Below are 23,225 nucleotides of genomic sequence, written 5' to 3' on the forward strand. Positions count from 1 at the left end.
GAGGTTGTTAAATCAATCAATTTATTTAGGCGTAGAGTCTCCACCAGCTTCCACGCCGGCAGCCCGCCGGCCGCAATCGATGAGACCGGCGAACCGCAAAGGAAGAAACATGTCACAAGGTGCTGCCGCAAAGAACGACACCGAGCAGCTGGTGCTCGACTTCATCCACGCCTTCTACGGGCAGACCATCGACATCGACGCGGCAATTGGTCTGGTGGCGGAGGACTTCCAGTGGCAACTGCATGTGCCGCTCTCGCCCGTGATCGCCGGACGCGACGCGGCCCGCGCGGAGCTGGAGAAGCACAACGGCCTTTCGACGGGCATGATCGAGGGCAGCGAAATCCGCACGATCGTGTCGACGGGTGACACGGTTGTAGTCGAACGAATTGACGTGAATTCACTGGGCGGCGGCGAGCCGGTCACGTTCTATGTCGTCGCGATCTTCGAAGTCCACGACGGCGCGATCACCCACTGGCGTGAATACTGGGACACGAGCCACGTCGCAAAACAGATCGGCATCGAAGCGGCCCACATGTTCGACGCCCTGGCTTAGTCGGCGGGCAAATCCCGTGAGCGCTTGTTGGCGTACATGTGCTGGTCCGCGAGCCGCATGAGATCCTGCTCCCCGGAAGCGATCCCGGCACTGAAGCCGACCGGCTCGCCGAGCTCCGCCCAGCGATGACGGAGCCGATCGACGACCTGCTCGGCCTCGGCGCGGTCGTTGCCCACGAGCAGCAGCAGGAATTCGTCGCCACCGATGCGGAAGGCGATGTCCTCAATACGGACCGACGATCGGATCGCGTCGGCGAAGGCGATCAAGACGTCGTCGCCGGCCTCATGGCCGTAAGCGTCGTTGTAGCTCTTGAAGTTATCGAGATCGATAAGGGCCACGGCCGAACTATCGGCGTGCGTCGATAACTGCGCTGCGAGCGTGCTCCGGTCGAACAATTGGGTTAGCGCGTCGGTCTGCGCGATCTTGCGGAGCAGTGCGCTTTGCTCCTCGAGTTGTGCGATCAGCCACGCCGGGACCTCCGCGACGATCACCCACATTGCGGCGGCCAACACCACGGTGGTCAACGAACCGGGGAGGGCCTTGCTGCCGCCGACAACGAAGGCCGCCACGCCGAGTGGCACGAAGGCGAGCGAGCGCCAGCGCGCGCAGGTGAGACCGATGTAGCCGAAGGTGACGGTGACGATGCCGGGAAGGTTCTGGGTCGCACCGGGCTCGACGGCTCCGACCAGAACCGTCCCGAGCAATGACGCCACCGGCCAGCCGAACAACAGTGCGCGCCGCTCTTGCCAGCCTCGCCACCGGCCGAGGACCGCGACGAGCACCGCAGCGACCGCGCAGCCGCCGAGAACCCACAAGAACCCGGGGCTGAATCCAGCACGGTAGATGTACCCCGCCGCGGCATAAAGGGAGAGCATCACCAAGAACGCGGTCAGGCCGATCGCATGCCAAACCCTCGTGGTCGGTCGGGGTTCGGTACGCCATGGCACTTGCACAGAATAAGCACACGTAGGACAGCCTTCGCTGCCGGTAATGAACGGCTGTATAACAGCGGGGCTCGCCGGCGAATACCTGACCAACACCTGCTCGATGTGCCGAAGGGCGGGGCGTGGGCAAATAATGTTGGCGCGACAGACGAACGACCTCGAGTTGACCGAAAACCATTCCCGTAGAGGGCCTTTCAACGCCGGGATCGCTGAGGGCGCGTGTCTCGTGTGGAGCCTTCAGTTACGAACGGTTAAGACGTTCCTGCCCCAGCCGGCACGATGAGGAGTTCAAGGATGAATCCCGCTATACGGTCGCAGCTGCGTGATTCGCTGCGCCGGCAGGCATCGGCACAGCGGTGGAATCAGCTGCTGGCCGAACACGGCACCCCACTGTTGGTACTCGATCTGCAGCGAGTGGTGACGCAGTACCGACTCCTGAGCACTCACTTGCGCGAATTCGCATTGCATTACGCGGTAAAGGCACTGCCGCACCCGGCGGTCGTGACCGCCCTGGCTGATTGTGGCGGCGGCTTTGAGGTTGCGAGCAGCGGCGAAATCGACGTGCTTCGCAGCTTGGGACTGCCGATGAATCGCTGCATTCACAGTCATCCGATCAAGAAGCCTTCTGACATTGACTACGCCTACCGGGCCGGCATCCGCACGTTCGTCGTAGACAATCCACTGGAGGCCCAGAAATTCATTGGCCGGCCGAGCGACATCGAGGTCCTGGTACGGCTGTCGTTCCCCAATCCGTCTGCCAAATACGATCTTTCGAGCAAATTCGGCGTGACTCCCGGGCAAGCGGAGTTGGTGGTCGAGCACCTGATGTTCGCTGGAGTCGGATTTGCCGGCTTCAGCTTCCATATCGGTAGCCAGGCGACATCGGCCGAGCCGTACCGGGCTGCCGTGCGGGCAACGCTTGAACTTGTCGACCGCATTCGGCGGACATTGGGCGCCGACACCCGGATTATCGACATCGGCGGCGGGTTTCCGGTCACCTACCGCGAACCCATCCCGTCGATTGATGCGATCTCTTCGGCCGTCGACGACGCGTTCGGAGCACGCCGCTCGGAGTTCATCCTGCTGGCCGAACCGGGGCGGTTCCTGGTGGGCGACTGCATGACGCTGCTTACCAGTGTCGTCGGCACGTCAGCGCGGGAGGGTCAACTGTGGCACTACCTCGACGACGGTGTGTACGGAAGCTACTCAAATGTGGCGGCTGACGTCGAACCGCCGATTCTTGCCCTCCGCGAACTCGACGGACACAGATCGATGCCGTACCAACCCGTCACCCTGGGCGGTCCGACGTGCGACAGCATCGACGTGGTGGCTCGTGACTACCCAATGCCGCAGCTGGCAGTGGGAGACGTGGTCGTCAGCCCGCTGATGGGTGCTTACACGATGGTCTCGGCATCGAGATTCAACGGCATCCCGGCCACTCCCGTCGTGGTGGCGCGGCAAGGGGCCAATGAGGTCGAACCCATTGCGGGCAGCGTCTATTGCCCGGGAAGGCGTTGACGCCATCACGAGCGCGGCCACCAAGACAGCAACGCACGCCTTGAATGTATTCGTCTGGGCGCACGCCACGCTCGCATCATCGCTACCGCAATCGAAAGAGGTTGCAGCACTTAGTGATAACGCCTCATTGGCAGCGCTTCGACGAATCTGCTCGAAGCCGGGATCAACGTCGTGTACGCGGTAGCAACCATGGACCGGTTATGGCGAACCTAAAGCTGTTGGACAGCAGTGCTTTACGATCCGCTACCAAAGGCCAGCAGCCCGCGCGCTGGGTTTCGCGCGACAGGAGTTACGGCACAGCGCTTTTCAAATCTAGTGCCGACGGCTCAGCCGGCGGCGGAAAGAATCTTGATCGCGAAGATCAGCGAATCGCCCGGCCGGATGCCCGCGCTGGGCTGGCCTTCCGGATAACCATCCGCGGGGACCATCGCTACGGCGACCGTGGAACCGACCTTCTGACCGGCGATGGCCTTCTGAAAGCCGGGCACCACGCCGGTAAGCGGGAAGTCGACCGGGGCACCCCGGTCGAAGCTGCTGTCGAACACGGACCCGTCGCGTCCGTTGACCCCCATGTAGCAGACGGACACCTTGGCAGTCGGTGACACCACGGGCCCGTCTGCGACATGCAGCGCGTGTACCTGCGTCTGGTTCACGCTGAACGGCGCCGTGACGGTCACCCGGGGTGCGGTCGTATCCGTGGGTCCGACGACGGCGATGCTGCCGGTGGTCCCTGACAGCGTCCAGTCGGGTGTGCCACCTGCCGGTGGCGCCGCGGTGGGGCACGAGGCCGCCGCGATGGCCGTTCCCGATCCAGTGAACATCGGAACGACTGCCGCGCAGGCCGCGAACACGATCGAGGAGTACACCCGGAGAGACTTCACCGGCGTCACGCTACAGCTACGTGCTTTTCCGACATCGCCGGACCCGCGGTGCGCCGCTCTGCCCGACGCGGTTGCCGCCCCGTTCGTCGGGTGGTCGTCATTTGACGAGTCACTGCGCGGGCAATTCGCTATTCTCCATATCTGCGCTGCTTTGCACGCACTGGCGCCCTTGCTTACGGGAAAAGAACGGAAGGGAAGCAAATGCCCTCACCTCGCTGGCTTGCTGGACTCGCGATCCCCATGATGGCTGGCGCTGCAATGGTGACGAGCGCGGCGACTGCCAATGCCGTTACCCCACAAGACGAGGCGTACCTCAATCAGTTGCGCGCCGTGGGCCTGACGTGGCCGCCGCAGACGGAAGAGGCACTCATCGGGGAGGCGCACCTCATCTGCTACGACCTCACCTGGGGTTGGACGCCACAACAGATTGCCGATGAAGTACACGCACACTTGGACAAGCGCAGCGTGACGCTGCCGGATGTCGGAACGATGGTCAACGCCGCACACTCGGTGTACTGCCCCGGCAATGTGTGCGACGCCCCGTCGCTTTGCACCTGACCAGCTGAACGGGCCCACGATCGTTCGCGGTCATCACACGATCGGCCGCCACGCACCGAGGACAGCGGATCGGTACCAGCCCTGCCGATTTCGAATCTGGACTCCGATCACGTTCTGGGCACTCACACGGCTGTCGATGATGTGTTGGTCGTCGATGTAAATGACCACGTGGGAGGCTTGACTCTCAGTTCCATTGGGATGCAGATAAATTAGGTCTCCCGGCACAAAGCTGCCATCTTTGGGGATACGAGTGCCCATCGGGCCCGCCTTGCCGTCGTATTGCTGGTGGACATCGCCGTTGAACTTGATGCCCAAACCGTAGTTGTAGACCCACGCAGTGAAATTGGAACAGTCCAAGCCTCGCCCGGGGCTCCAGGCAATCTCATTCGGGCTGTCGGTGTCCGGATTCTCCTCGGCAGCACCGGCATGGGTCGAGGCCGGCGGGTCCCAGCCGGGAATGTGATGGTGGCGGTATTGCAGCCCCAGCGCATTGTCGGGGGCGTAGATGTAGCGCATCGCCGTAGCCAGGATCCGTTCCCGCTTCCACGTGCCGGCATCACAACCCGCCCCCGACGGGATGGACGGCGGCGGCAACGCGTCCGCTGCCGGTCCCCAGCCCTGATTCAAGTAATGGCCCTCGGCACCCGTGCGGTACCAGTCCGACGTCGGAACAGGGCTTTGCGGCAGCGCGTCACGGCTACCGAAATCCGCCGTCAACGAGTCTCGGGTGCACGAGAAAGGGTAGGCCTCAGCGGTATCGCCCCGCGAGATTCCGGCCGGGGCGCCGGCGAGAACCGAACCGGCTACGCAGACGGCGAACAGCATCGGGATAGGAAGCTTCATTCGACGGGTCAACGGACTCCCTGCTCAGTCAAATGATCGGCGCTGACGAAGCAATATTAGGAGGGCACAACGGATGAGCACCCGCTTCCCGCCGCCTCAGGACGACGGGTTGACCTCTATACCGGGGCGCGGTTCGATGATGAATACACCGCGAGGGGAGACCCGAATTGAGGACGTGCGTTCGCCATCTCGCTGCCGTCGTCATGCTGACGCTGGCCACCATCGCAACCACGACGGTCGTGGCGCCGGCGGTGAGTTCGGCCGATTGCGCCGACGGGCAGTGGTGGGACCCGACGGGCAAGGTCTGCCGGCCGCTCGGTGTCGGGCCGCAACCGTTGGCATGTGACGCGGGCCAGTGGTGGGATCCGACGGCCAACATCTGCCGGCCACTCGGCGTGGGCCCACAAGCGCTGGCGTGCGACAACGGCTGGTGGTGGGATCCGGGAGCCAACGTGTGCCGTCCGCCGGTGGTACCGCCGCCGGGCTGATACTCGCAGGCGAGGGGGCGACTAATGCAACGGAAACAATGCCGAGCTCAGGCAGTGTTTAATTCCGAATAGCCAATTTGCGAAGCGAATGCCCCGGAAATACCTGATCAGGCGATAACGATCCAGCCTTCAAAATAATCTGCGAGGATATTGAGCTTCAACGCCGCGGGGCAGAGGGGGCGCGTTGTCGTTTCAGGGTCGTCGCCTGCAGTTGGGGCTATCTGCCGTCGTGATCGCTGCGGCGGTGTTCAACGCGCTCGCGCTGTGGGGACCGGCTTCGGCGCAACGGGTGCAGTTTGTCCTCGAAGCAGCCCTGTGTGCTGGCGCTTTGTTCGTCGGGCTCGTCGTTGTGGCCCGGGCGTCCGGCCTGTCGCGATGGTGGCGAGTATCGCTGCTGTCAGCGATCGCCACCTTTCTGGCTGCCGAGTCTCTCGCGCATCTGGTCGGCGGCACCCACCCCGGCGGAGCCGCGCCAGCGCCTGCCGTCGTCGGGTACTTTGTGGCCGGTCTCTTGTTCTGCGTGGCGATGCTGCTCCTCGTGCGCGCGGGCCGTAATTGCGACGTCCCCACCTCAGCGCGCGGCTGGCCGGCGGTCATCACGACCGTCCTCGACGGACTGGTGAGCACGCTGGCGTTTTGCCACCTGGTGTACGTCGCCCGCCTGGGCGCGATGGACGGCGCTGCGCTGCCGCGGTCAACGAACACCGGGGTCGTCTGGGGGATCGCCGGTGTCGAGCTGATCACGGTGGTGGGCGCGGTTCTCCTCGCGATGTGGTATCCGCCGTACCGGCCGGGCCGGGCGAACTACATGCTGCTTGCGGCCGCGGTGATTACCCTCGCCTCCTCGGACAGGTTGCTCGCCTATCTTCAAAGCGTCGGTGTCACCACGCTCAATCTGTGGGTCGGCATCGGATTCGTTCTGGCCCCGCTGTTCATCGTGTGGAGCTTGCTCGTACTACCTCCAAGGCCCCGCCCGCACGACGACGAACAGGCCACGAACTGGGCGCGGCTCACCCTGCCCTATGTGGGCTTCATGGGCAGCACCGCTCTGCTCACCTTTCAAGTCCTGGTCGGACGGGGAATCGACGCGCTTTTCGCCAGCACCTATTTGGCGATGGCGTTGCTCGTCGCGACCCGCTACGTGGTGGCGATGCAGGTGCAGCGGATGCTGACCGCACAGCTTGTTGACGCCAAACGCCGGCTGGCCTATCAGGCTCACCACGACGCGCTGACCGGGCTACCCAATCGATTGCTGCTGGCCGAGCGGCTGGATGAAGCGATCCACGATGGACCGTTCGTCTTGATCTTCGTCGACATCGATGACTTCAAAGAAGTCAATGACCGTTTCGGGCACGCGGCAGGCGACGAGTTGTTGCGTGCGATCAGCGCGCGCCTACAGAGTTGCCTCGGCCGTCCCGACACGCTGGCCCGCATCGGGGGAGACGAGTTCGCCATCCTCACTGCCAGCGCTGTCGACACACCGGAGATGATCGCCGACCAGCTCCGGGTCGCTCTTCGAAGTCCGTTCTCAGTGCATGGGACTTCGGTGCGGGTGCGAGCAAGCATGGGCCTGGTCCGCCCCGGATACGGCGAGGGTGCGTTGACCTCCGACGATCTGCTCAGGCAGGCCGACATCTCGATGTACACCGGAAAGCGGCTCGGCAAGGACACGGCCGTGGTGTACCGCCCGGCGTTCACCGTTTCAGAGGACTTTACGACAGCGCTGCGACAAGCGAATGGCTCTGTGCCGCAAGGCTTTCAGCTCAAGTATCAACCCGTGGTGGCCCTCCCCGACGGCACGCCGGTCGCGGTGGAGGCACTTGCCCGGTGGACGGCACCGAGTGGAATACAAATTCCTCCCCAAACTTTCGTCTCGCTGGCCGAAGCCAATGGCATGGGGGCACAACTCGACGCACTGGTGCTCGATCAGGCCTGCGCGCAGATCCAAGCGGCAGGCCTCGAGTTGGACGTTCACGTCAACATCGGGGCCGCGCGGCTCGGCAGCGTCGACTTCGAACGTGCCATCAGCCGGATTCTCGCGCGGCATGGTCTATCGCCGCATCGACTCATCCTGGAGATCACCGAGACGGTCCCCATCGTTGATCTCGCCGCCGGAGCCGCCGCTATCAGGCGTTTGAACGAACTGGGCATCGGCGTGGCGTTGGACGATTTCGGCACCGGTTACAACTCGCTGACCTACCTGCATGAACTGCCCGTGCAAATCGTCAAGCTCGACCGTGGACTCGCGGCCGGCGTCGGTCCGGAACGAAACCTCACGCTCTACCGGTCGGTCATCGGCCTGTGCGAAGCACTGGGGCTCAAGGTAATCGCCGAAGGGATCGAAACCCCCGAGCAGGCGGATACGGTATTCATGGCCGGATGCGGATTGGCACAAGGCTATTTGTTCGGGGCCCCATCCGGGCTAACCGATCTCGCCATCACTTCCACGAGACACTGAATACCGTTGCTGCACAACAGTAACGCCGAGTGTCTGGGCACATCTGCTGCGACATGGGTAGTGGAATCTACCGAGGGCATTTTCAGCTGGACCCTCGATTAATCGCTCTGCGCCAATAGGACTCAATCACGCACGCGAATCCACCCGATCACACCGTATGCCGGATTACCATGTCGCTATGGGGGCCAACGGCCAGGGTGCGCACCCAACAAGCGTCGAACCAGCAAATTCCGAGGCGTTGGTTCAAACCCTGCTGGGCCTGTTGCGGCGCCGGCTGGGTCTCGACACGGCGTGGATAGCGTCGTTCCACCAGGGCATGCAAGTAGTCGAGTTGGTCGACGGCGACACCCCAGCCTTGAGTCTCACGCCGGGAGACCGATCGTCGTTGTCTGGGTCGTATGGCGTGCGGGTTATCGATGGGCGGCTGCCCGCCGTCATCCCGGACACGTCGGCCGATCGAACCGCTTCCGTCCTGCCCAGAACACGCGAAATGGGTTTGGGTGCTTATGTAGGCATCCCCTTACACGGCCCGGGCGGCTCCACCGTCGGGATGGTGTGTGCGGTGAGCCAGCACCCTAAACCGCACCTGGCTCACATCGACCTACAAATCGTCAACAAGATGGCCGACCTGATCGGCGCCCTGCTGGAATTGCCGGCGGATACGACGAATGTCCGTGCCGAACAGCGCGAAGGGATCCGCCGCGTGGTCGCCGAGCGTGACTTCGAGGTCATCTTCCAAGCGGTGCACGATGTGTCGACCGGTGAAGTGGTCGGCGTCGAAGCGCTCGCGCGCTTCCCGTGCGAACCCTTTCGCCCCGATCTCGTCTTCGGCCAAGCAGCGCTGTTGGGCTTGGACATCGAGTTGGAGACCGCGGTCATCGCGCGTGTCTTGTCGCTGCTGCCGCAGCTTCCCGAAGACGTGTTCGTCGCGGTGAACATCTCTCCATCGGCGGTGCTGCTGACTCCCTGGCCCGAGCTGCTCGCCGAGGTCGACCCGTCACGTCTGGTCCTGGAAATCACCGAGCATGATGCGGTCGAGAATTACGACGCTCTCGACGACGTGCTCGAAGAATGCCGGGCACGCGGTATGCGGGTGGCGGTCGACGACGTGGGCGCCGGGTTCTCCTCGTTTTCTCACGTATTGGAGTTGGCACCAGAATTCATCAAGATCGATCAGTCCATCACGCGCAACATTGATGCCGACGACGCCCGGCGCAGGCTGGCTCAATCCATCGCGGAATTGGCGGCGCAGATCGGCGCGACCGTAATCGCCGAAGGGGTGGAAACCCAGGGCGAACTGGACGCGGCCAGTGCGGCCGGCATCCTCTGGGCGCAGGGTTACCACCTCAGCAGGCCCCAGTCCCACTCTCACGGTTTTGCGGCCTGCTCTGCCGTCGCCGAACCGGTCGACCAGCCCTTCGCTGTTCTCGACCTGCTAGGGGAACGACGGTTCGAGCTGGCGCTGACGCATTCACCGATCGGCATGGCCATTGTCGGCCTCGACGGCTCGTTCCAGCGCACCAACCGGGCACTGCGAACGATGCTCGGCTACAGCCGAAACGCCCTGGCAGACCTGACCTTCCAGGAAATCACGCATCCCGAGGACCTGGATGCCGACCTGGCTCTGCTCGCTGAGTGCCTCGCGGGCCGCCGCCGCAGTTACCGCATAGACAAGCGCTACGTCGCCGCCGACGGACGCATCGTGTGGTGCGACCTCACCGCCGTGCTCGTGCAAGGCCATCGAAACCAGCCTCGCTGCTTCGTCTCACAAATCCTCGACGTCACCGCGGATCGCATGCGAGAGGCCGAGTTGGCCCGCCAAGCCACCACCGACACCCTCACGAAGATCGCCAACCGCTCGGCTGCTTGGAGTCAGCTCGAGCAGCTCGACGCGGCGGACGCGGGCTACGGCATTCTGTTCTGCGACATCGAGCAATTCAAGTCCGTCAACGACCGACGCGGCCACCGAGCCGGCGACGAACTGCTGATCGAAGTCGCCGATCGCCTACTCTCGGCCGTCGCGGACGACGATCTCGTCGCCCGCTGGGGTGGCGACGAATTCCTGGTAATCACCAACGCCATTGACGATCGCGCGCTCACGCGCCTCACCAACCGAATAACACACCGGGTGCAAAGGACACCGATTACGCTCGCCGACGGCACCGCGATCTCTGTCGTTCTGACGATCGGCTCCGCCGCACACAGACCGGGAGATGGCCGATCCATAGATGCCGTCCTCGAGCGCGCCGATCAGGTCATGTACGAGCAGCGGCGCCGCCGAATCGGCGGCTTTCAGCTCCCCGCCGGTCAACCCGGCGCGCGCTCTTAGCGGTGTAATCCTGCTGCGGGACAGCATCTTTAGCGGCGATAACCCGAAGCAGCTTCGGCCGCCAGGGCGGAAACCTACGGCGGTGGACACCACTCGGCGCATCGTCACCGGAATACTGGCCGTCGGTAACAGTCCGCTCGCCATCGCCGTCGATCCGACGACGCATTTTGCCTACGTCACCAGCGACCTCAACCATGGCTCGTTGACGGTAATCGAATGCTGACGCGGGAGTCGCGGCTCAGCCTCCGTCAGGTGTCAGGCGTGATCTCAACCGGATGCTCGCTCAAGGGTTCAATGACGATTCCCACGTTTTTCATCAGCTCGATTGAGCGGTTGGTTTCCAACACCGTCTTTACATCACCCTCGAGGATCAGGTACCCGGCTCGATTCGTTCGGTCGTAGAACGCCTTCATCGCATCCACACTGCGAAAAACGGGCATGAACCAAACGCCGTCGCGTTCCAGCAAGAACGGCTTTTGTTTGCCGTCCTTGGTATCACCAAACGGAGTGGAGTAATAGACCTTGGCGTCAGCGGGAAGCTTCTTCCTTCTGAATAGGCCCACCGAAACTCCTTTGCGCCGGCCGCCATTGGCGGTAGCGGTCTAGTGCGCCTGCCGGCCCGGAAGTTCTATGGTGCCAGATCGACGGCGCGGGCGGCATTGTAAGTTCGTTCGGGGCTACGAATCCGCGATCGCGCAGTCAGGTTCGGCTATTGAGAGGAAAACCATGAGAACGATCGCATGCCGCCGCGCGGCAGTCGTCGGCCTGACCGCGGTCGCGCTGATCACTGCCGGCTGCAGCAATGGCAAGGGCGTCGACGCGTCGGCACCGCCGCAGACCAGTGTGAACGCGACCTCCACGTCGAAGGCCCCGACGCAGCCCACCGAGGTGAAGCTCGTCGGGGAGGGCGGCGTCGAGGTGACCCTGACCGGCCCGATCGCGGCCAAGTACGCGTCGGCAACCGATGATCAGAAGAAGGCTCTCGGCACGCCTCTGACCGGTGACCGCAATGCGGGCACACGGCCGAGTGGCCTGGTGTTCCAACAGTTTCAGGGTGGCGTGATCACCGCGAAGAATGACCAGGTCGGCGCGCCTGCGTACATCACCACGGGCAAGATCCGGGAGGCCTGGAATATCCCGCGCGACCCCGACGGCGCACCCGCGACCACCGGCACGAACGGTTCGGGGGGTCCGCTCGGTTTACCGACCAGCGACGTGAACACCGTCGGCGATCTGCTCGTCTCGACCTTCGAGCACGGCAAGATCGAGTACAACCCCACAACCGGTCAGGTCGAAGTGACGGTCAACGGCAAGGTCGTACCGTCCGGGCTCTAATTCGAATCGCGGTCTGCGGTCTCGCGCCTACCGCACGTCGCCGCTTGGTCGACCCGCGTGGAGGTTCCACTGTCCGCAGTCGGGGGCCAGGACGTCGTTGACGTCGACTTCGAGTCCGCCGACCTTCGGCCCGGGATTGGAGGCGGTACTCACCACGCGCTGGTAGAGAACAGCGGCGGGGTGAACCTGACTGCCGGACCAGGCTCGAGTTTGCCAGAGCCACCGGCGGCCAGGTGTGCTCGAAGACCCGACGACGCCGTCGTCCGCGGCCCACTGACACACCCTGACGCCTCCGTAGACGCCGGTGCGTTGGACGCCGAGAACCGAGTTGATTCCGCGAAACCATTGCAGCGCGGTGTGATTCCAGTTGTCGCGATTGATGTCCTCGTCGATGGTGAAGAAAATCGGCGCACTCTCGCCGCCGCCCGCGGCGGTGTGCAGCTGCCAGGCGGTGCGCCCGTCCGCAATGCCGCCGGCATAGCCCCGCGTGAAGTCCGACGGTGCCGAGCTACCCGGCTTGCCGTATTGGTAGTTGCTGACGATCACCAGACCTGCGGCTTTCAACGAGTCGGCATAGGACCGAGTGATCGGCTTGGCGCCAAACGATGAGCCGGGACGCGACGTCGAAACGTAGTTGACCACCCCGCTATAGCCGGCAGCGCGAATCTGCTGCGCCGGAATCTGGTGCGCGGCAAAGTCAATCAGTTGCGGGGGAGCGGCGGCAGCTGCCGTGGGCAGGCCGCAGGCGACTGATGCGGCAGCCACGCCGGCCACCGCGGCAGCGTAGCGCAGCGCGTCGCGCCGGGAAACGACACGCGGTCGCACGGTACTGGCCATCGGGGGCAAAATGTGCACCGCGCGATGTTAACGATGTGATTGTTGTTACGGATAGACCTGCGCCAGCCGAAACGCGGGTGCATTCCCAAATAGATACCAACCGGTGACCATTTGGCTATCCCCACGAAAGGGCATGCGGCGGAAAGGCTTACCCCACGATCGCCCGCGCCGCACGCTCGGCAATGAGCATCACCGGCGCGTTTGTGTTACCGGAAGTGATGGTGGGCATAGCCGAAGCATCGACCACTCGAAGGCCGGCGACGCGATACACCCGGCAGTCGGTGTCGAGCACCGTGGCTGCCGACCGCGGCCGGCCTTGTGCGTCAAAGGCTCCCATCGCGCAAGTTCCCACCGGGTGGAAAATCGTTGTACCGAGTTCACCGGCCGCCTGCTGCAGCTCTTCGTCGCTGACCAGTTGCGGGCCGGGAAGCAACTCCTGCGGGCCGTAGCGCGCCAGAGCAGGCGCCGCCATGATCTGCCGGGTCATCCGCAGGCCGGTCAAGGCGGTTTTGCGATCGGCGTCAGTCGACAGGTAATTGCAGAGAATCTTCGGATTGGTCAATGGATCTGCACTGGCCATACGCACCTGGCCACGCGAGCTGGGTCGCAGATTGCAGACCGAGGGAGTGATCGCTGCGAACGGGTGCAGGGGCTCGCCGAACTTCGCCAAAGACAAGGGCTGCACATGCCACTCCAGATCGGGACTGCCTAGCGTGGGGTCACTCTTGGTGAAGGCCCCCAAGGTGGAAGGCGGCATGGTCATGGGTCCCGATCGCAGCAGCAGGTACTGAAGTCCCATGCCCGCGCGGGTGATCCAATTCCGGTACAGCGTGTTGACGGTCGGGGCACCCCGGATCCGGTAGACCGATCGCAGCTGCAGGTGGTCCTGCAGGTTTTCGCCCACGCCCGGCAGGTCGACCGCCACCGGCACTTGATGCTGGGCAAGCAGGCCGCCCGGGCCCAGACCCGAGACTTGCATCAGGTGCGGTGAGCCGACAGCTCCGGCGCTCAGGATCACCTCCCGGCACGCTCGGACGTCGACGAGTTGGCCGCCCCGGAGCAACTGCACTCCCGTGACTCGACGCTGCGCCGTGGTCCAGGCACCGCGACGCTGATCGACGTCGACCTGGTTGTCCATCAGAAGCCGCAAAGCCTGGGTCCGTGTATAGACGGTGAGATTGGGTCGATGGGTGATGGGATGCAGGAAAGCATCAGCCATAGACCAGCGACGGCCGCGCCGTTGGTTGACATGAAAGTACGCACTGCCGGCGTTGTCGCCCCGGTTGAACTCCTCGATTGGAAAGATGCCCACCTGCGCGGCAGCGGCCTGCCAGGCGTTCAAGATCTTCCAGCTCACCCGCGGCCGCTCGACGCGGATCTCACCACTTGCGCCGTGCCACTCGTCGGCGCCACCGAAGTAGTTTTCCAACTCTTTGTAGATCGCCAGCGTCTGGCCCGGACGGTCCGCGCCACCCCAAAGCCATCTCTCGTCGCCGGTAGCCTGCGCCCACAGCTCGTAATCGCTGGCTTGTCCGCGCATGTGGATCATCGCGTTGATCGACGAGCAGCCGCCGATCACCCGGCCCCGCGCGTAGAGAATGCTGCGGCCGGCCAGACCTGGCTCGGGCTCGGTCGTCAAACACCAATCGGTGCGCGGGTTGGCCATTGTGTACAGATAGCCCACCGGGATCTTGATCCAGAACCAGTCATCTTCACCGCCGGCCTCAATGAGGAGCACACGGCGATCGGGGTCGGCGCTGAGCCGATTGGCGAGCAGGCAACCCGCACTGCCTGCTCCCACGATGATGAAGTCAAATTCGGCAACCGGGCTCATTCCGGCATCGGTCCTCCAAGTGTCGGATGGGTGTTCCTCAGTGTGCCCTGCGCTTGAGCCTCGACATCTGAAAACTGTTGGTGTCGCGATGAGTTTCACCCTCCGGTGCAGTCTTATCCGCATGGGCAAACTCATCTATGGCTTCAACGTGTCGGTGGACGGGTACATCGCCGACGCGCAGGGCAATATCGACTGGTCTGAGCCGAGCGAAGAATTGCACCAGTATTGGAACGATTTCGAGCGGGAGACCGCCCTATCGTTCTACGGTCGCCGGCTCTACGAACTGATGTCCGCGTACTGGCCGACCGCGGACAAGGCGCCGGACGCCACCCCGCTGATCGTCGACTTCGCCCACATCTGGCGCGAAATGCCCAAGGTCGTGTTTTCGCGCACCCTGGAATCCGTCGACTGGAACTCCCGCCTGGAACGCGGCGACCCGGTCGAGGTGGTAACGAAACTGAAAGCCGAAACCCCCGGCACGCTGGAGGTGGGCGGCGCGACGCTAGCCGCACCGATCGTGCAGGCCGGACTGGTGGACGAGTACCGGATCGTGGTGGCGCCCTCGGCCGTGGGCGGCGGCACCCCGTTCTTCCCAAGGCTGCCGTCGTGAACTTCGCTGCGACTATTGGAGAACCGCACCTTCCCGGGCGGCACGGTCCTGCTGAGATACGAGGCCATCCACGACTGATCGACCGTGTGCCGTGACCGTTAGGGATCGTTACCGGAAACGTGATCTCGCACTCTTATCTTTGGATATACAAGAAGGCCGAAGCTTTCGGCCCTGCAATAACGCCTATGGCGTCCGCAAGCCCGGGGGACTGATATGACGACCGCAATCGCCGCGTACGACCGAGTCGAGATAGATCCGGACGACGCGCATGCCGATGTCCTTTTGGCAGTCGCAAAAGTGAACGCGAAGGCAGGTTTTGGGGATTCCGTTGTGGTCGAACTAAAGCCGCGCTGGCGACTCACCGAAGAAGAGATCGTGCGCGCGTCGATCACGGTGATTCTGGTGGCCCTGATGGCGGTGATCAGCGTCGCCGCGGTCGCGATCTTGACAATGGGCTAGCAGTCATCCGTTTTTGAGGTGTGGCGGCGGCCCTGCGGCGATCGCCCCAACCCGACGGTAATCAGCAGCAGGGGCAGCTGACCACGAACCGCCAGCCGATAAACAGCCATTGCCGGCACACCACCGTCAGCGCCCTGTCCGCTCGCGGCGTACTGGCGTCTGAACATCTCACGAGAAAGGTCGGCATGCCCGTCCGACGGTGGCGTCCGTTTCGTATCGTCGGCGCGAACGCCAAGGTCTACCTGGTGGCCAATGCGGCTGCCTACGGCTTGTTTCTAGTCGGCTTCTGCCTCGGTCTGTTCTTCCCGCAACTGAGCCAGGCCCAGCACACGCGGTTACAGCGGGACGGCACAGCCGATCTCGTCCAATCACTGATCACACATCCCTGGCTGTTCGCAGTGACGATTCTCGGGGTGAACACGCTGAAGATGGGTGCACTGACCATCGTCGTGCCGTCGATGATCGTGCCGTTCGCGGGCATCGCACTGTTCGCCTACTGGGCGTTGACGACGGGGATGACGCTCGTCCCGCCGAACGACATCGGCTGGGTGGCCCTTATCCCGCACTCGTTGACGCTGCTCGTCGAGTTCCAGGCCTACATACTGCTGCTGTTGGGTGCCTACCTGCTCGGCAAGTCCTGGGTCGGCCCACGGACCGTCGGAGCCGAAAACCGCCGGCAGGGCTACCTGCGCGGGCTGCAGGACCTCGGCTGGCTGGCAATGCCGGCCCTGGCCTTGCTCGTCGTCGGCGCGGTGTACGAGGCGTTCTCGTTGCGCTATTTCGTGCACCCGCTGGCCGAATGGCTCTTGTGCCGGTAATACCTTGGCTATGGCCAGGTGACGCTGTGCGATCCGCGCAACAACGGGGGAGAAGTACCGCGCCGGCGTCGACCATGCAAAGCCATTGGCCCACAGGAAAATAGGATCGAACGGGATGGTTGAGGTGCTCTACTGATTCACCATGAGATTGGGGCTGAGCTATTGCGCGGGCTCGCTGAGCTCGAGCGCACCCGGCGGGGCTGGTTGCCGCACAGACTCCCGGCTCGTGCCCGTGCGCAGTGTGACGACCCACAGCTACTCGGGGCCGAGTCGCAGCCCTCCGGAGTGCGGGTGGCATTCCGGACGGCTGCGTCCGCGATCGAGCTCGAATTGCATCGCACGCGAGTCGTTTTGAGCGGCGTTCCCGAGCGGCCCGACGGCACCGTTGATCTCGTCATCGACGATCGACTGACAGCTCAGGCGCCGACGTACGAGGGCGACACGGTGCGGTTCGACCCGGTGACCGGCGCGAGCCGACGGGAATCGGGTCCGACCGCGACCATCCGTTTCGGCGGCCTAGCTCCTCGCGCGAAAGACGTCGAGATCTGGTTGCCGCACTACGAGAGGATCGAGCTGGTCGCGCTGCGCACCGACGCAGCGGTCGAGCCCTTGTCCAGCTCCCGGAAACGCTGGGTGCACTACGGCAGTTCGATCAGCCAGGGCTCGAATGCCGCTAGCCCGAGTACCACGTGGCCGGCGATCGCTGCGGCGCTGGCCGGTGTGGAACTGACGAACCTCGGACTCTCCGGTAGCGCGCTGCTCGATCCGTTTGTCGCCAGGACCATTCGCGACCAATCCGCGGACGTCGTATCCGTGAAACTGGGCATCAATCTTGTCAATGCCGACCTGATGCGGCAGCGGGCGTTTGGGCCTGCCGTGCATGGATTCCTCGACACCATTCGCGACGGGCATCCCCGGACGCCGCTCGTCGTCGTCGGCCCACTGTACTGCCCGATCCACGAAATAACCCCGGGCCCAGGCGCTTTCGATGTCGAAGCGCTGGCGCACGGCAGGGTTCGGTTCATCGCGACGGGCGATCCGGCCGAGGCAACGCGATTGGACGGCTTGGGCCGATTGACCCTGCGCCACATCCGTGACCAGCTCGCCGCCATCGTCGCGCGAAGACGTGACGACGACTCGTTGATCCACTATGTCAACGGTTTGACGCTCTACGGACCGGCTGACGAAGCAATTCATCCGCTACCTGATCAGCTCCATCCGGACGCGACCACACATCGGCTCATCGGGGAGCGGTTTGCCGCGTCGACTCTCATCCCGATGCTGCGGCCAGCCTTGACGGACATGATGACTGATCGGACATAGTCGGCATCGCGTATCGCCTGTCGGGAATCGCTAAGCGATGCCACCCGGGAGCCGACCCAAGACAGGCTTGCAACATCATCGGCATGGAGCCAAGCCTTCTATCGTCATCGGCTTGGGCCTGATCATGATTCTTGCTCCGGAAACACATCAGCAACAAGCAGTCGGCAGGCCAAACGGACATCGGCGATAGCTTGCTCGGTGTCGAGTTCTCCGCCCACCGTCCACATGAGCACGCCGAAGGTCACTTGCTCGACGAGTCGTGCAGCTTGAATCTGGTCCTCTGTGGGGACTCGCACTCCAGCGACCTGAAGAATGACATCCCGCATAGCGTGATACCCCGAGGCCTTGCTTTGTGCGCGTACGGCCTGCGTGGAGATGATCATTGCACCCGCAAGATGTTTGTGCCTGAGCATGTTTCGGCACGCTTCGGCCATAAACTCCGCTACCGCTGAGCCGGATCTGCTTTCGGGCAGCTTGATCGTGTCAATCTGGGTGGTGAGCAGTTCGGCGAATACGTGGTACTTCGACGGGTAATACCGATACAGCGTACGCAGCGCCACCCCCGCTTCGGCGGCTATTTCCTGGGCGCTGATGCAATCGAGGTCCTTGGATCGAGCGAGGCGTGCTCCGGCAGACAAGATCGCGTCACGGCGAGCGACTTGCTCGCTGTTAACAGGCGCAACAGGTAGGCGCGGCTGGCCGATGCGTGGCATGCCTCAAGTATGAAAGCACCCAGTGGGACAGTCGCGGCTATGTCGGTATACGAGACGAAGCTTGCAATCGTCGCCTAGTCGGCCAGTATCGACCTGTGAATCGGCTCGAAATGTACGGTCCCTGGGCAGTGATCGCAGGCGGCTCCGAAGGAGTCGGGGCGGAGTTCGCGCGACTACTGGCCGGCGAGGGCATTAATCTGGTGTTAATCGCACGAAAGCATGGGCCGCTCGAGTGCGCGGCGCAGACTTGCCGAGACCTCGGGGTTGAAGTGCGGACCCTGGCAATCGATCTGACCTCCACTGAAGCTCCTACGCGAATCGCCGAGACCGCCGCAGAATGCGAAGTGGGATTGCTCATCTACAACGCCGGCGCCAATACCTGCAGCGCGGACCTGCTCGACGGCGACCTGTCTGACTTCGCCCAGGTGATCGATCTCAACATCCGTACGATGATGGCTCTGGTTCAGCATTTCGGGCGGCCCATGCGTGCCCATCGGCGGGGTGGAATCCTGCTAGTCGGCTCGATGGCGGGCTATGTCGGCTCGATGCGTCACAGCGTCTATGGGGGTGTCAAAGCATTCGGCCGAATCTTCGCCGAGAGCCTCTGGCTGGAGTTGCGCGAACACAACGTTCACGTACTCGAGTTGGTTCTGGGCGTCACACGAACCCCGGCGATGGAGCGCGTCGGATTGAACTTCGACGTCCCGGGCCTGCGCGTCGCCGATCCCGCCGTGGTAGCTCGCGAAGGCTTGGAGAATCTAGCGCGCGGACCGGTGCACATCGCCGGTGACAACGCAGCGGATGTCGAACGCCGCAACGGCATGGACCGAACGAAAGTCGTGTTGGGCGCGCACCGGATGATGTCACGACTTATGAGTTCATCGCACGACAGCTGACGAGTCATGCATGGTCCTGGCGTCGGGGAGAACACCCGCCGATGCGTGGTAGTTCCGTAAGGCGATCTGCGAAAACCCGCTTGATCTCTTCGATAGCGAACAGGCGATCGACTGGTGCGAGTGTGATGCGCTCACCGATGATCACCGGCTCGAGCCCCGGCTCAGACCGCTGACACCGTCGACCGACGAGGTTAGGGCGCCGCGGATTGTGGCGGCGGCACGCAGGAGCACTCCGCGATATCGGCGAGGTGATGCCGGATGGGTGACAACCAGACCGATCGCTGACCGATGGTCGACAGCTGCCGCAATTGAGACGAAGCTAGGGTCGCGGCTCTCGCGGCAGGCCACCACGCCATCGCGTCGAATCTGCAGCAGGTCAACCCCCGGCATGTAATCTGCTTGGTCCCAGGCGCGTCCGGCGATAATTGCAAGCCCAAGAGCAGAATCTGTTGCAAGTAAACGGGATCCGACGCCGGTGGACACACTGGGGCCACCGAGCTTATCGATGTGGATGATATGTCGGCCGTGTAGCACCCCGAGTTGGACCACGGCACCGGTGCCAACCTGCAGACTGTGAAGTACCGGTGCCGCGGCCGACCGCAGATTGAGGTCAGCTGCGGCGCCAGCTCCCCAGTTCAGAGCTCGGCCGCCGAGTCGGTAAGCGCGTTCGGAGTATGTGACCCAATCCTGGCGGATTAGTTGGTGCAGGAAGCGGTATGTAGTGGACCGCGGCAACTCCGCTCGGACGGCAACCTCATCGAGCGTCAGACCCACGGTGCTGTCGTCGAACACGTCGATGATTGAGGTGAAGCGATCGACCACCGACATGGCGCCTCTCCGTAGGTAGAATTGATTCTACTGGACTGTAGTTGTTCCGTTGTTCGAGACGCAACAGCCCAACAGGCCGTACACCGGCTAAACAGAACTGGTGACAGACCGAATGCACGTCGACCTGCATGACCGACTGGTAAAAATTGAAGATGAGCGGGCAATCGAGCGACTCATCGCTTCCTACGGCCCACTCGTCGACTCCGCCGAAGCCGAAGCGACAGCACGACTCTGGGCTGTCGAAGGAAGTTATGAGGTCGAAGGCTGGCAGATGCGCTGCCGTGAGGACGTCGCCGCCATGGTGCGGTCCGAACAGCACCAGAATTTGGTCAATCGAGGTTGTTGCCACTTCCTGGGGCCCGCAGTGGTCACCCTCCGTGGCGACCGCGCAGTGGCGGTATGCGAATCGATCCTGATCGTGCACACCGGTGAGCGCTTCGCGGTCATGCGGGCGGGTGCGAACCATTTTCGTCTGCGGCGCATCGACAATCGCTGGCAGATAACGCAGCGAGTCACCAAGGCGGTCGACGGGACGGCAGAGCCCAGAACACTGCTCGCCAGCGGGGTGATGGGGGAATGAGCAACCCGTTGGACGGCAGGGTGGCGCTGGTGACGGGCGCCGGTGCTGGCATCGGCGAGGGCGTGGCCCGACGTTTCGCCGACCAGGGCGCTAGGGTCGTCGTCGCCGACCTTGACGAGAACGCAGGCCGCCGCGTCGCCAGCGCAATCAACGGCGTCTTCGTACGAACCGACGTCTCTAACAAGGCGGACGTGGAGAAGGCGGTGCAGCACACGGTGAGCGAATTCGGAGCGGTCGACATCTTGGTGAACAACGCCTGGGGTGGTGGCGCAATCGGCAGAGTCGAGAAGAAAACCGACGAACAATTGATGCTCGGTATCGCGGTGGGGTACTACGGGCCGTTCTGGGCGATGCGGTCCGTCTATCCGCACATGAAATCAGCCGGATGGGGTCGCATCATCAATATGTGCAGCCTTAACGGCGTCAACGCTCACATGGGCACTCTGGAATACAACGCCGCCAAAGAAGCGTTGCGTGCCCTTACCCGAACTGCGGCGCGGGAATGGGCACCTACCGGCGTGACGGTAAACGCGTTGTGCCCGGCGGCCAAGAGCCAGGCATTCTTCCGCGCTATTGATCACAACCCTGAGATAGAAGCGCTCGCAGATTCCGCCAATCCCATGGGTCGACTAGGCGATTCTTACGACGATATCGCCCCTGTAGCAGTCTTTTTGGCCAGCGACGAATCCAGATATCTCACCGGGAACACCCTCTTCGTCGATGGCGGCAGCCACATCAACGGTGCGTTGTGGGCGCCCGACCTGGACGCGCCGACCCAACAATGACTGCAGAGTCAAGGTGGCCGATGCGGGTAATACGGGCGTACCCGACTTGACATAATGTCGCTTATCGGCATAAGCCATCGGCCGAGCTCGACTGGGATCGTCGCCGAGGGCCGGGCTCGAGGTTCCCCATGAAGGCCCCTCGACGGTCGGCGCTACCCAGCCCACGGACGATCGATGGCGGCTAGCGGCGCAGCGGATGGCCGACGCTGAGATGACTCATGTGCTGCCAGCGCCACACTCCGCAGCCGGGTTACCCATTGCCCCGTCCGGACGAGATCACCCCCCCGAAACGTCACTGTGACGAATTCTTCCGTCCGTAGGCAGCGTCGCTGAGCCACGGATGCGACACTGCCCCCACGGCCCATTGCTACAACCGATAGCCGGGAGCCGACGTCTCGGCCCAGTTGCAGGCCCCGTCCGCCGGTCCCACCCCTTCCCCGCTAGGCGTCGGCAATACGTCACTGTGACGAATATATTTGGGCGGCAACGCGATTCGGAGCGTCCACCCAATCGGCCGGGCCCGCCTCGTGACGGCTTATTGAAAATCATTAGCATTACGCTTAAACGATGCGATCGTGGGACCGGAAGGACAATGTGCGAGCGATCCCTGTGATCTGCTTGACGGGCCATCTCGGCGCCGGCAAGACGAGTCTGCTCAATCACGTGCTCCGCAGTCCCGGTGCGCGAATCGGGGTCATTATCAATGACTTCGGTGAGCTCAACGTCGATGCCATGCTGGTGACCGGGCAGATCGACGAGCCCGCCTCGATCGCCGGCGGCTGCATCTGCTGCCTGCCGGATGACGGCGGTATCGACGAGGCTTTGACCAAGCTCGCCGACCCCCGGCTGAATCTGGACGCGGTCATCGTCGAGGCCAGCGGTCTGGCTGAGCCCGTGTCGGTCGTGCGGATTATCGGCTTCAGCGAAGTCCCTGGGGTGCGCTACGGCGGACTTGTCGATGTCGTCGACGCCGTGACCCACTTCGAAACCGTCGACGTCGGCCATACCTCGCCGGCCCGCTACGGGGTAGCCTCTCTCGTCGTCGTCAACAAACTCGACCGACTCCCCCGCGAAGATCGAGCCGCGACCATCGAGCGGGTGGAACGCCGCGTGCGAGAACGTAACCCACGTGCGACCGTCGTCGGAGCAGTCGGTGGCCAAGTCGATCCCGCACTGCTGTATGACGTAGCGGAAACGCCCGAGGTGACAGGCCAGCTATCGTTGCGCGATCTATTCGTCGATGCCACGACCGACCCTGTCGCCCATGGCCACGACAGCTCGCACGCCGAGTCGGTCACCGCGACGAGCCAGGGCGAAATCGACCCCGGCGCGCTGATCGACTTACTCGAGGATCCGCCTGCCGGGGCCTATCGAATCAAGGGCGCGGTGGTCATGAGATACGGAAAATCCACACCCACCTTTGCGGTCAATCTGGTGGGCACGTCGATCCACATCGCCAAAGCACCGCCCGGCGCATCACCCAACTGCCTCGTGGCGATCGGCGTCGGCCTGGACACCGATGCTGTCCGCGCCCGGCTTGAGAACGCGCTGCGACCGGTCACCGGCCCGGCGGCTCTTGCCGATATTCATCGCCTCAGGCTGTATCGCCGACGCAGCCTGTGACAGTTAAAAGAT

At 63.4% G+C, this 23,225-nt stretch carries 23 protein-coding genes and 1 pseudogene; 16 read left to right on the plus strand and 8 right to left on the minus strand.

Translation table 11 applies throughout. The annotated features are described in order from the left end of the window. Window positions 1-109 precede the first annotated feature (109 nt). Window positions 110-553, plus strand: coding sequence for a limonene-1,2-epoxide hydrolase family protein (locus AC5Y5O_RS08410; protein WP_096288090.1), 444 nt, complete (start codon window positions 110-112; stop codon window positions 551-553). Here the strand turns inward: AC5Y5O_RS08410 and AC5Y5O_RS08415 are convergent. Beyond that, complete coding sequence (locus tag AC5Y5O_RS08415) at window positions 550-1,500, minus strand: GGDEF domain-containing protein (protein WP_243394050.1); 951 nt, start codon at window positions 1,498-1,500, stop codon at window positions 550-552. The two genes, AC5Y5O_RS08410 and AC5Y5O_RS08415, sit on opposite strands and share 4 nt — an antisense overlap. Before the next feature lie 291 nt (window positions 1,501-1,791). Between AC5Y5O_RS08415 and AC5Y5O_RS08420 the strand changes: the two genes are divergently transcribed. Continuing rightward, window positions 1,792-3,015: a type III PLP-dependent enzyme gene (locus AC5Y5O_RS08420; protein WP_500024636.1), complete on the plus strand. Its 1,224-nt coding sequence runs from the start codon at window positions 1,792-1,794 to the stop codon at window positions 3,013-3,015. Window positions 3,016-3,341: 326 nt separating this feature from the next. On the opposite strand, the gene AC5Y5O_RS08425 is transcribed toward AC5Y5O_RS08420, so the two are convergent. Continuing rightward, complete coding sequence (locus AC5Y5O_RS08425; RefSeq protein WP_500024638.1) at window positions 3,342-3,905, minus strand: FKBP-type peptidyl-prolyl cis-trans isomerase; 564 nt, start codon at window positions 3,903-3,905, stop codon at window positions 3,342-3,344. Window positions 3,906-4,139: 234 nt separating this feature from the next. On the opposite strand from AC5Y5O_RS08425, the gene AC5Y5O_RS08430 reads away from it, so the two are divergent. Further along, complete coding sequence (locus tag AC5Y5O_RS08430; RefSeq protein WP_243394052.1) at window positions 4,140-4,454, plus strand: DUF732 domain-containing protein; 315 nt, start codon at window positions 4,140-4,142, stop codon at window positions 4,452-4,454. 33 nt (window positions 4,455-4,487) lie between these two features. Here the strand turns inward: AC5Y5O_RS08430 and AC5Y5O_RS08435 are convergent, their stop codons facing one another. Further along, window positions 4,488-5,297 carry an NlpC/P60 family protein gene (locus AC5Y5O_RS08435; RefSeq protein ID WP_096288098.1) on the minus strand — a complete coding sequence of 270 codons (810 nt, stop codon included), beginning with the start codon at window positions 5,295-5,297 and terminating at the stop codon, window positions 4,488-4,490. Window positions 5,298-5,464: 167 nt separating this feature from the next. Between AC5Y5O_RS08435 and AC5Y5O_RS08440 the strand changes: the two genes are divergently transcribed. From AC5Y5O_RS08440 to AC5Y5O_RS08455, 4 genes are all read left to right on the plus strand, one after another. Next, window positions 5,465-5,785: a hypothetical protein gene (locus AC5Y5O_RS08440; RefSeq protein WP_096288100.1), complete on the plus strand. Its 321-nt coding sequence runs from the start codon at window positions 5,465-5,467 to the stop codon at window positions 5,783-5,785. Between the two features lie 184 nt (window positions 5,786-5,969). Further along, window positions 5,970-8,243: a putative bifunctional diguanylate cyclase/phosphodiesterase gene (locus AC5Y5O_RS08445; protein ID WP_500024641.1), complete on the plus strand. Its 2,274-nt coding sequence runs from the start codon at window positions 5,970-5,972 to the stop codon at window positions 8,241-8,243. Window positions 8,244-8,421: 178 nt separating this feature from the next. Next, window positions 8,422-10,572: an EAL domain-containing protein gene (locus tag AC5Y5O_RS08450; RefSeq protein ID WP_500024643.1), complete on the plus strand. Its 2,151-nt coding sequence runs from the start codon at window positions 8,422-8,424 to the stop codon at window positions 10,570-10,572. A gap of 82 nt (window positions 10,573-10,654) precedes the next feature. Further along, entirely contained in the window at window positions 10,655-10,795 is a 141-nt protein-coding gene (locus AC5Y5O_RS08455) for a hypothetical protein (RefSeq protein WP_165796410.1), read from the plus strand. Between the two features lie 25 nt (window positions 10,796-10,820). Here AC5Y5O_RS08455 and AC5Y5O_RS08460 read toward each other — a convergent pair whose 3' ends face one another. Then, window positions 10,821-11,135 carry a hypothetical protein gene (locus tag AC5Y5O_RS08460; protein ID WP_096288106.1) on the minus strand — a complete coding sequence of 105 codons (315 nt, stop codon included), beginning with the start codon at window positions 11,133-11,135 and terminating at the stop codon, window positions 10,821-10,823. Window positions 11,136-11,298: 163 nt separating this feature from the next. Between AC5Y5O_RS08460 and AC5Y5O_RS08465 the strand changes: the two genes are divergently transcribed. Then, window positions 11,299-11,907: an LGFP repeat-containing protein gene (locus tag AC5Y5O_RS08465; RefSeq protein WP_500024646.1), complete on the plus strand. Its 609-nt coding sequence runs from the start codon at window positions 11,299-11,301 to the stop codon at window positions 11,905-11,907. 27 nt (window positions 11,908-11,934) lie between these two features. Here the strand turns inward: AC5Y5O_RS08465 and AC5Y5O_RS08470 are convergent, their stop codons facing one another. Together AC5Y5O_RS08470 and AC5Y5O_RS08475 are read right to left on the minus strand one after the other, a co-directional pair. Further along, window positions 11,935-12,744 carry a DUF1906 domain-containing protein gene (locus AC5Y5O_RS08470; protein WP_500024795.1) on the minus strand — a complete coding sequence of 270 codons (810 nt, stop codon included), beginning with the start codon at window positions 12,742-12,744 and terminating at the stop codon, window positions 11,935-11,937. 148 nt (window positions 12,745-12,892) lie between these two features. After that, on the minus strand, window positions 12,893-14,578 hold the full coding sequence (locus AC5Y5O_RS08475; protein ID WP_096288112.1) for a GMC family oxidoreductase: 1,686 nt from the start codon (window positions 14,576-14,578) through the stop codon (window positions 12,893-12,895). A gap of 121 nt (window positions 14,579-14,699) precedes the next feature. On the opposite strand from AC5Y5O_RS08475, the pseudogene AC5Y5O_RS08480 reads away from it, so the two are divergent. From AC5Y5O_RS08480 to AC5Y5O_RS08495, 4 genes and pseudogenes are all read left to right on the plus strand, one after another. Continuing rightward, window positions 14,700-15,266 (plus strand): annotated as a pseudogene (locus AC5Y5O_RS08480) (dihydrofolate reductase family protein). Between the two features lie 135 nt (window positions 15,267-15,401). After that, a complete protein-coding gene (locus AC5Y5O_RS08485) occupies window positions 15,402-15,647 on the plus strand; it encodes a hypothetical protein (RefSeq protein WP_096288116.1) in 246 nt (81 codons plus the stop codon). Between the two features lie 185 nt (window positions 15,648-15,832). Beyond that, window positions 15,833-16,465 carry a stage II sporulation protein M gene (locus AC5Y5O_RS08490; protein ID WP_096291168.1) on the plus strand — a complete coding sequence of 211 codons (633 nt, stop codon included), beginning with the start codon at window positions 15,833-15,835 and terminating at the stop codon, window positions 16,463-16,465. A 285-nt stretch (window positions 16,466-16,750) separates the two neighbouring features. After that, complete coding sequence (locus AC5Y5O_RS08495) at window positions 16,751-17,788, plus strand: SGNH/GDSL hydrolase family protein (protein ID WP_500024649.1); 1,038 nt, start codon at window positions 16,751-16,753, stop codon at window positions 17,786-17,788. A gap of 122 nt (window positions 17,789-17,910) precedes the next feature. Here the strand turns inward: AC5Y5O_RS08495 and AC5Y5O_RS08500 are convergent, their stop codons facing one another. Then, window positions 17,911-18,501 (minus strand): TetR/AcrR family transcriptional regulator, encoded by a 591-nt coding sequence (locus tag AC5Y5O_RS08500; RefSeq protein WP_096288120.1) that lies wholly within the window; start codon window positions 18,499-18,501, stop codon window positions 17,911-17,913. A 110-nt stretch (window positions 18,502-18,611) separates the two neighbouring features. On the opposite strand from AC5Y5O_RS08500, the gene AC5Y5O_RS08505 reads away from it, so the two are divergent. Beyond that, on the plus strand, window positions 18,612-19,397 hold the full coding sequence (locus AC5Y5O_RS08505; protein ID WP_096291169.1) for an SDR family NAD(P)-dependent oxidoreductase: 786 nt from the start codon (window positions 18,612-18,614) through the stop codon (window positions 19,395-19,397). 141 nt (window positions 19,398-19,538) lie between these two features. Here the strand turns inward: AC5Y5O_RS08505 and AC5Y5O_RS08510 are convergent, their stop codons facing one another. Beyond that, window positions 19,539-20,225 (minus strand): IclR family transcriptional regulator, encoded by a 687-nt coding sequence (locus tag AC5Y5O_RS08510; protein ID WP_096288122.1) that lies wholly within the window; start codon window positions 20,223-20,225, stop codon window positions 19,539-19,541. A gap of 112 nt (window positions 20,226-20,337) precedes the next feature. Here AC5Y5O_RS08510 and AC5Y5O_RS08515 point away from each other — a divergent pair, with 112 nt between their 5' ends. The 3 genes from AC5Y5O_RS08515 to AC5Y5O_RS08525 all read left to right on the plus strand — a co-directional run bounded on the left by AC5Y5O_RS08515 (window position 20,338) and on the right by AC5Y5O_RS08525 (window position 23,213). Further along, the gene (locus AC5Y5O_RS08515; protein WP_096288124.1) at window positions 20,338-20,805 is read left to right on the plus strand and encodes a nuclear transport factor 2 family protein; all 468 of its coding nucleotides are present in this window, start codon (window positions 20,338-20,340) and stop codon (window positions 20,803-20,805) included. Next, complete coding sequence (locus AC5Y5O_RS08520; protein WP_500024652.1) at window positions 20,802-21,590, plus strand: SDR family NAD(P)-dependent oxidoreductase; 789 nt, start codon at window positions 20,802-20,804, stop codon at window positions 21,588-21,590. The genes AC5Y5O_RS08515 and AC5Y5O_RS08520 overlap by 4 nt, the downstream gene beginning before the upstream one ends. A gap of 567 nt (window positions 21,591-22,157) precedes the next feature. Then, on the plus strand, window positions 22,158-23,213 hold the full coding sequence (locus AC5Y5O_RS08525) for a CobW family GTP-binding protein (protein ID WP_500024654.1): 1,056 nt from the start codon (window positions 22,158-22,160) through the stop codon (window positions 23,211-23,213). The last annotated feature ends 12 nt before the right edge of the window (window positions 23,214-23,225 follow it).

This window comes from Mycobacterium sp. NGS40 (assembly GCF_059812735.1).

Bases quoted from the DNA above. Each gene is read 5' to 3' on its own strand.
- AC5Y5O_RS08410 (WP_096288090.1), top strand. From the start codon at position 110: ATGTCACAAGGTGCTGCCGCAAAGAACGACACCGAGCAGCTGGTGCTC.
- AC5Y5O_RS08420 (WP_500024636.1), top strand. From the start codon at position 1,792: ATGAATCCCGCTATACGGTCGCAGCTGCGTGATTCGCTGCGCCGGCAG.
- AC5Y5O_RS08430 (WP_243394052.1), top strand. From the start codon at position 4,140: ATGGCTGGCGCTGCAATGGTGACGAGCGCGGCGACTGCCAATGCCGTT.
- AC5Y5O_RS08435 (WP_096288098.1), bottom strand. From the start codon at position 5,297: ATGAAGCTTCCTATCCCGATGCTGTTCGCCGTCTGCGTAGCCGGTTCG.
- AC5Y5O_RS08450 (WP_500024643.1), top strand. From the start codon at position 8,422: ATGGGGGCCAACGGCCAGGGTGCGCACCCAACAAGCGTCGAACCAGCA.
- AC5Y5O_RS08465 (WP_500024646.1), top strand. From the start codon at position 11,299: ATGAGAACGATCGCATGCCGCCGCGCGGCAGTCGTCGGCCTGACCGCG.
- AC5Y5O_RS08470 (WP_500024795.1), bottom strand. From the start codon at position 12,744: ATGGCCAGTACCGTGCGACCGCGTGTCGTTTCCCGGCGCGACGCGCTG.
- AC5Y5O_RS08475 (WP_096288112.1), bottom strand. From the start codon at position 14,578: ATGAGCCCGGTTGCCGAATTTGACTTCATCATCGTGGGAGCAGGCAGT.
- AC5Y5O_RS08485 (WP_096288116.1), top strand. From the start codon at position 15,402: ATGACGACCGCAATCGCCGCGTACGACCGAGTCGAGATAGATCCGGAC.
- AC5Y5O_RS08490 (WP_096291168.1), top strand. From the start codon at position 15,833: ATGCCCGTCCGACGGTGGCGTCCGTTTCGTATCGTCGGCGCGAACGCC.
- AC5Y5O_RS08500 (WP_096288120.1), bottom strand. From the start codon at position 18,501: ATGCCACGCATCGGCCAGCCGCGCCTACCTGTTGCGCCTGTTAACAGC.
- AC5Y5O_RS08505 (WP_096291169.1), top strand. From the start codon at position 18,612: ATGTACGGTCCCTGGGCAGTGATCGCAGGCGGCTCCGAAGGAGTCGGG.
- AC5Y5O_RS08510 (WP_096288122.1), bottom strand. From the start codon at position 20,225: ATGTCGGTGGTCGATCGCTTCACCTCAATCATCGACGTGTTCGACGAC.
- AC5Y5O_RS08515 (WP_096288124.1), top strand. From the start codon at position 20,338: ATGCACGTCGACCTGCATGACCGACTGGTAAAAATTGAAGATGAGCGG.
- AC5Y5O_RS08520 (WP_500024652.1), top strand. From the start codon at position 20,802: ATGAGCAACCCGTTGGACGGCAGGGTGGCGCTGGTGACGGGCGCCGGT.
- AC5Y5O_RS08525 (WP_500024654.1), top strand. From the start codon at position 22,158: ATGCGATCGTGGGACCGGAAGGACAATGTGCGAGCGATCCCTGTGATC.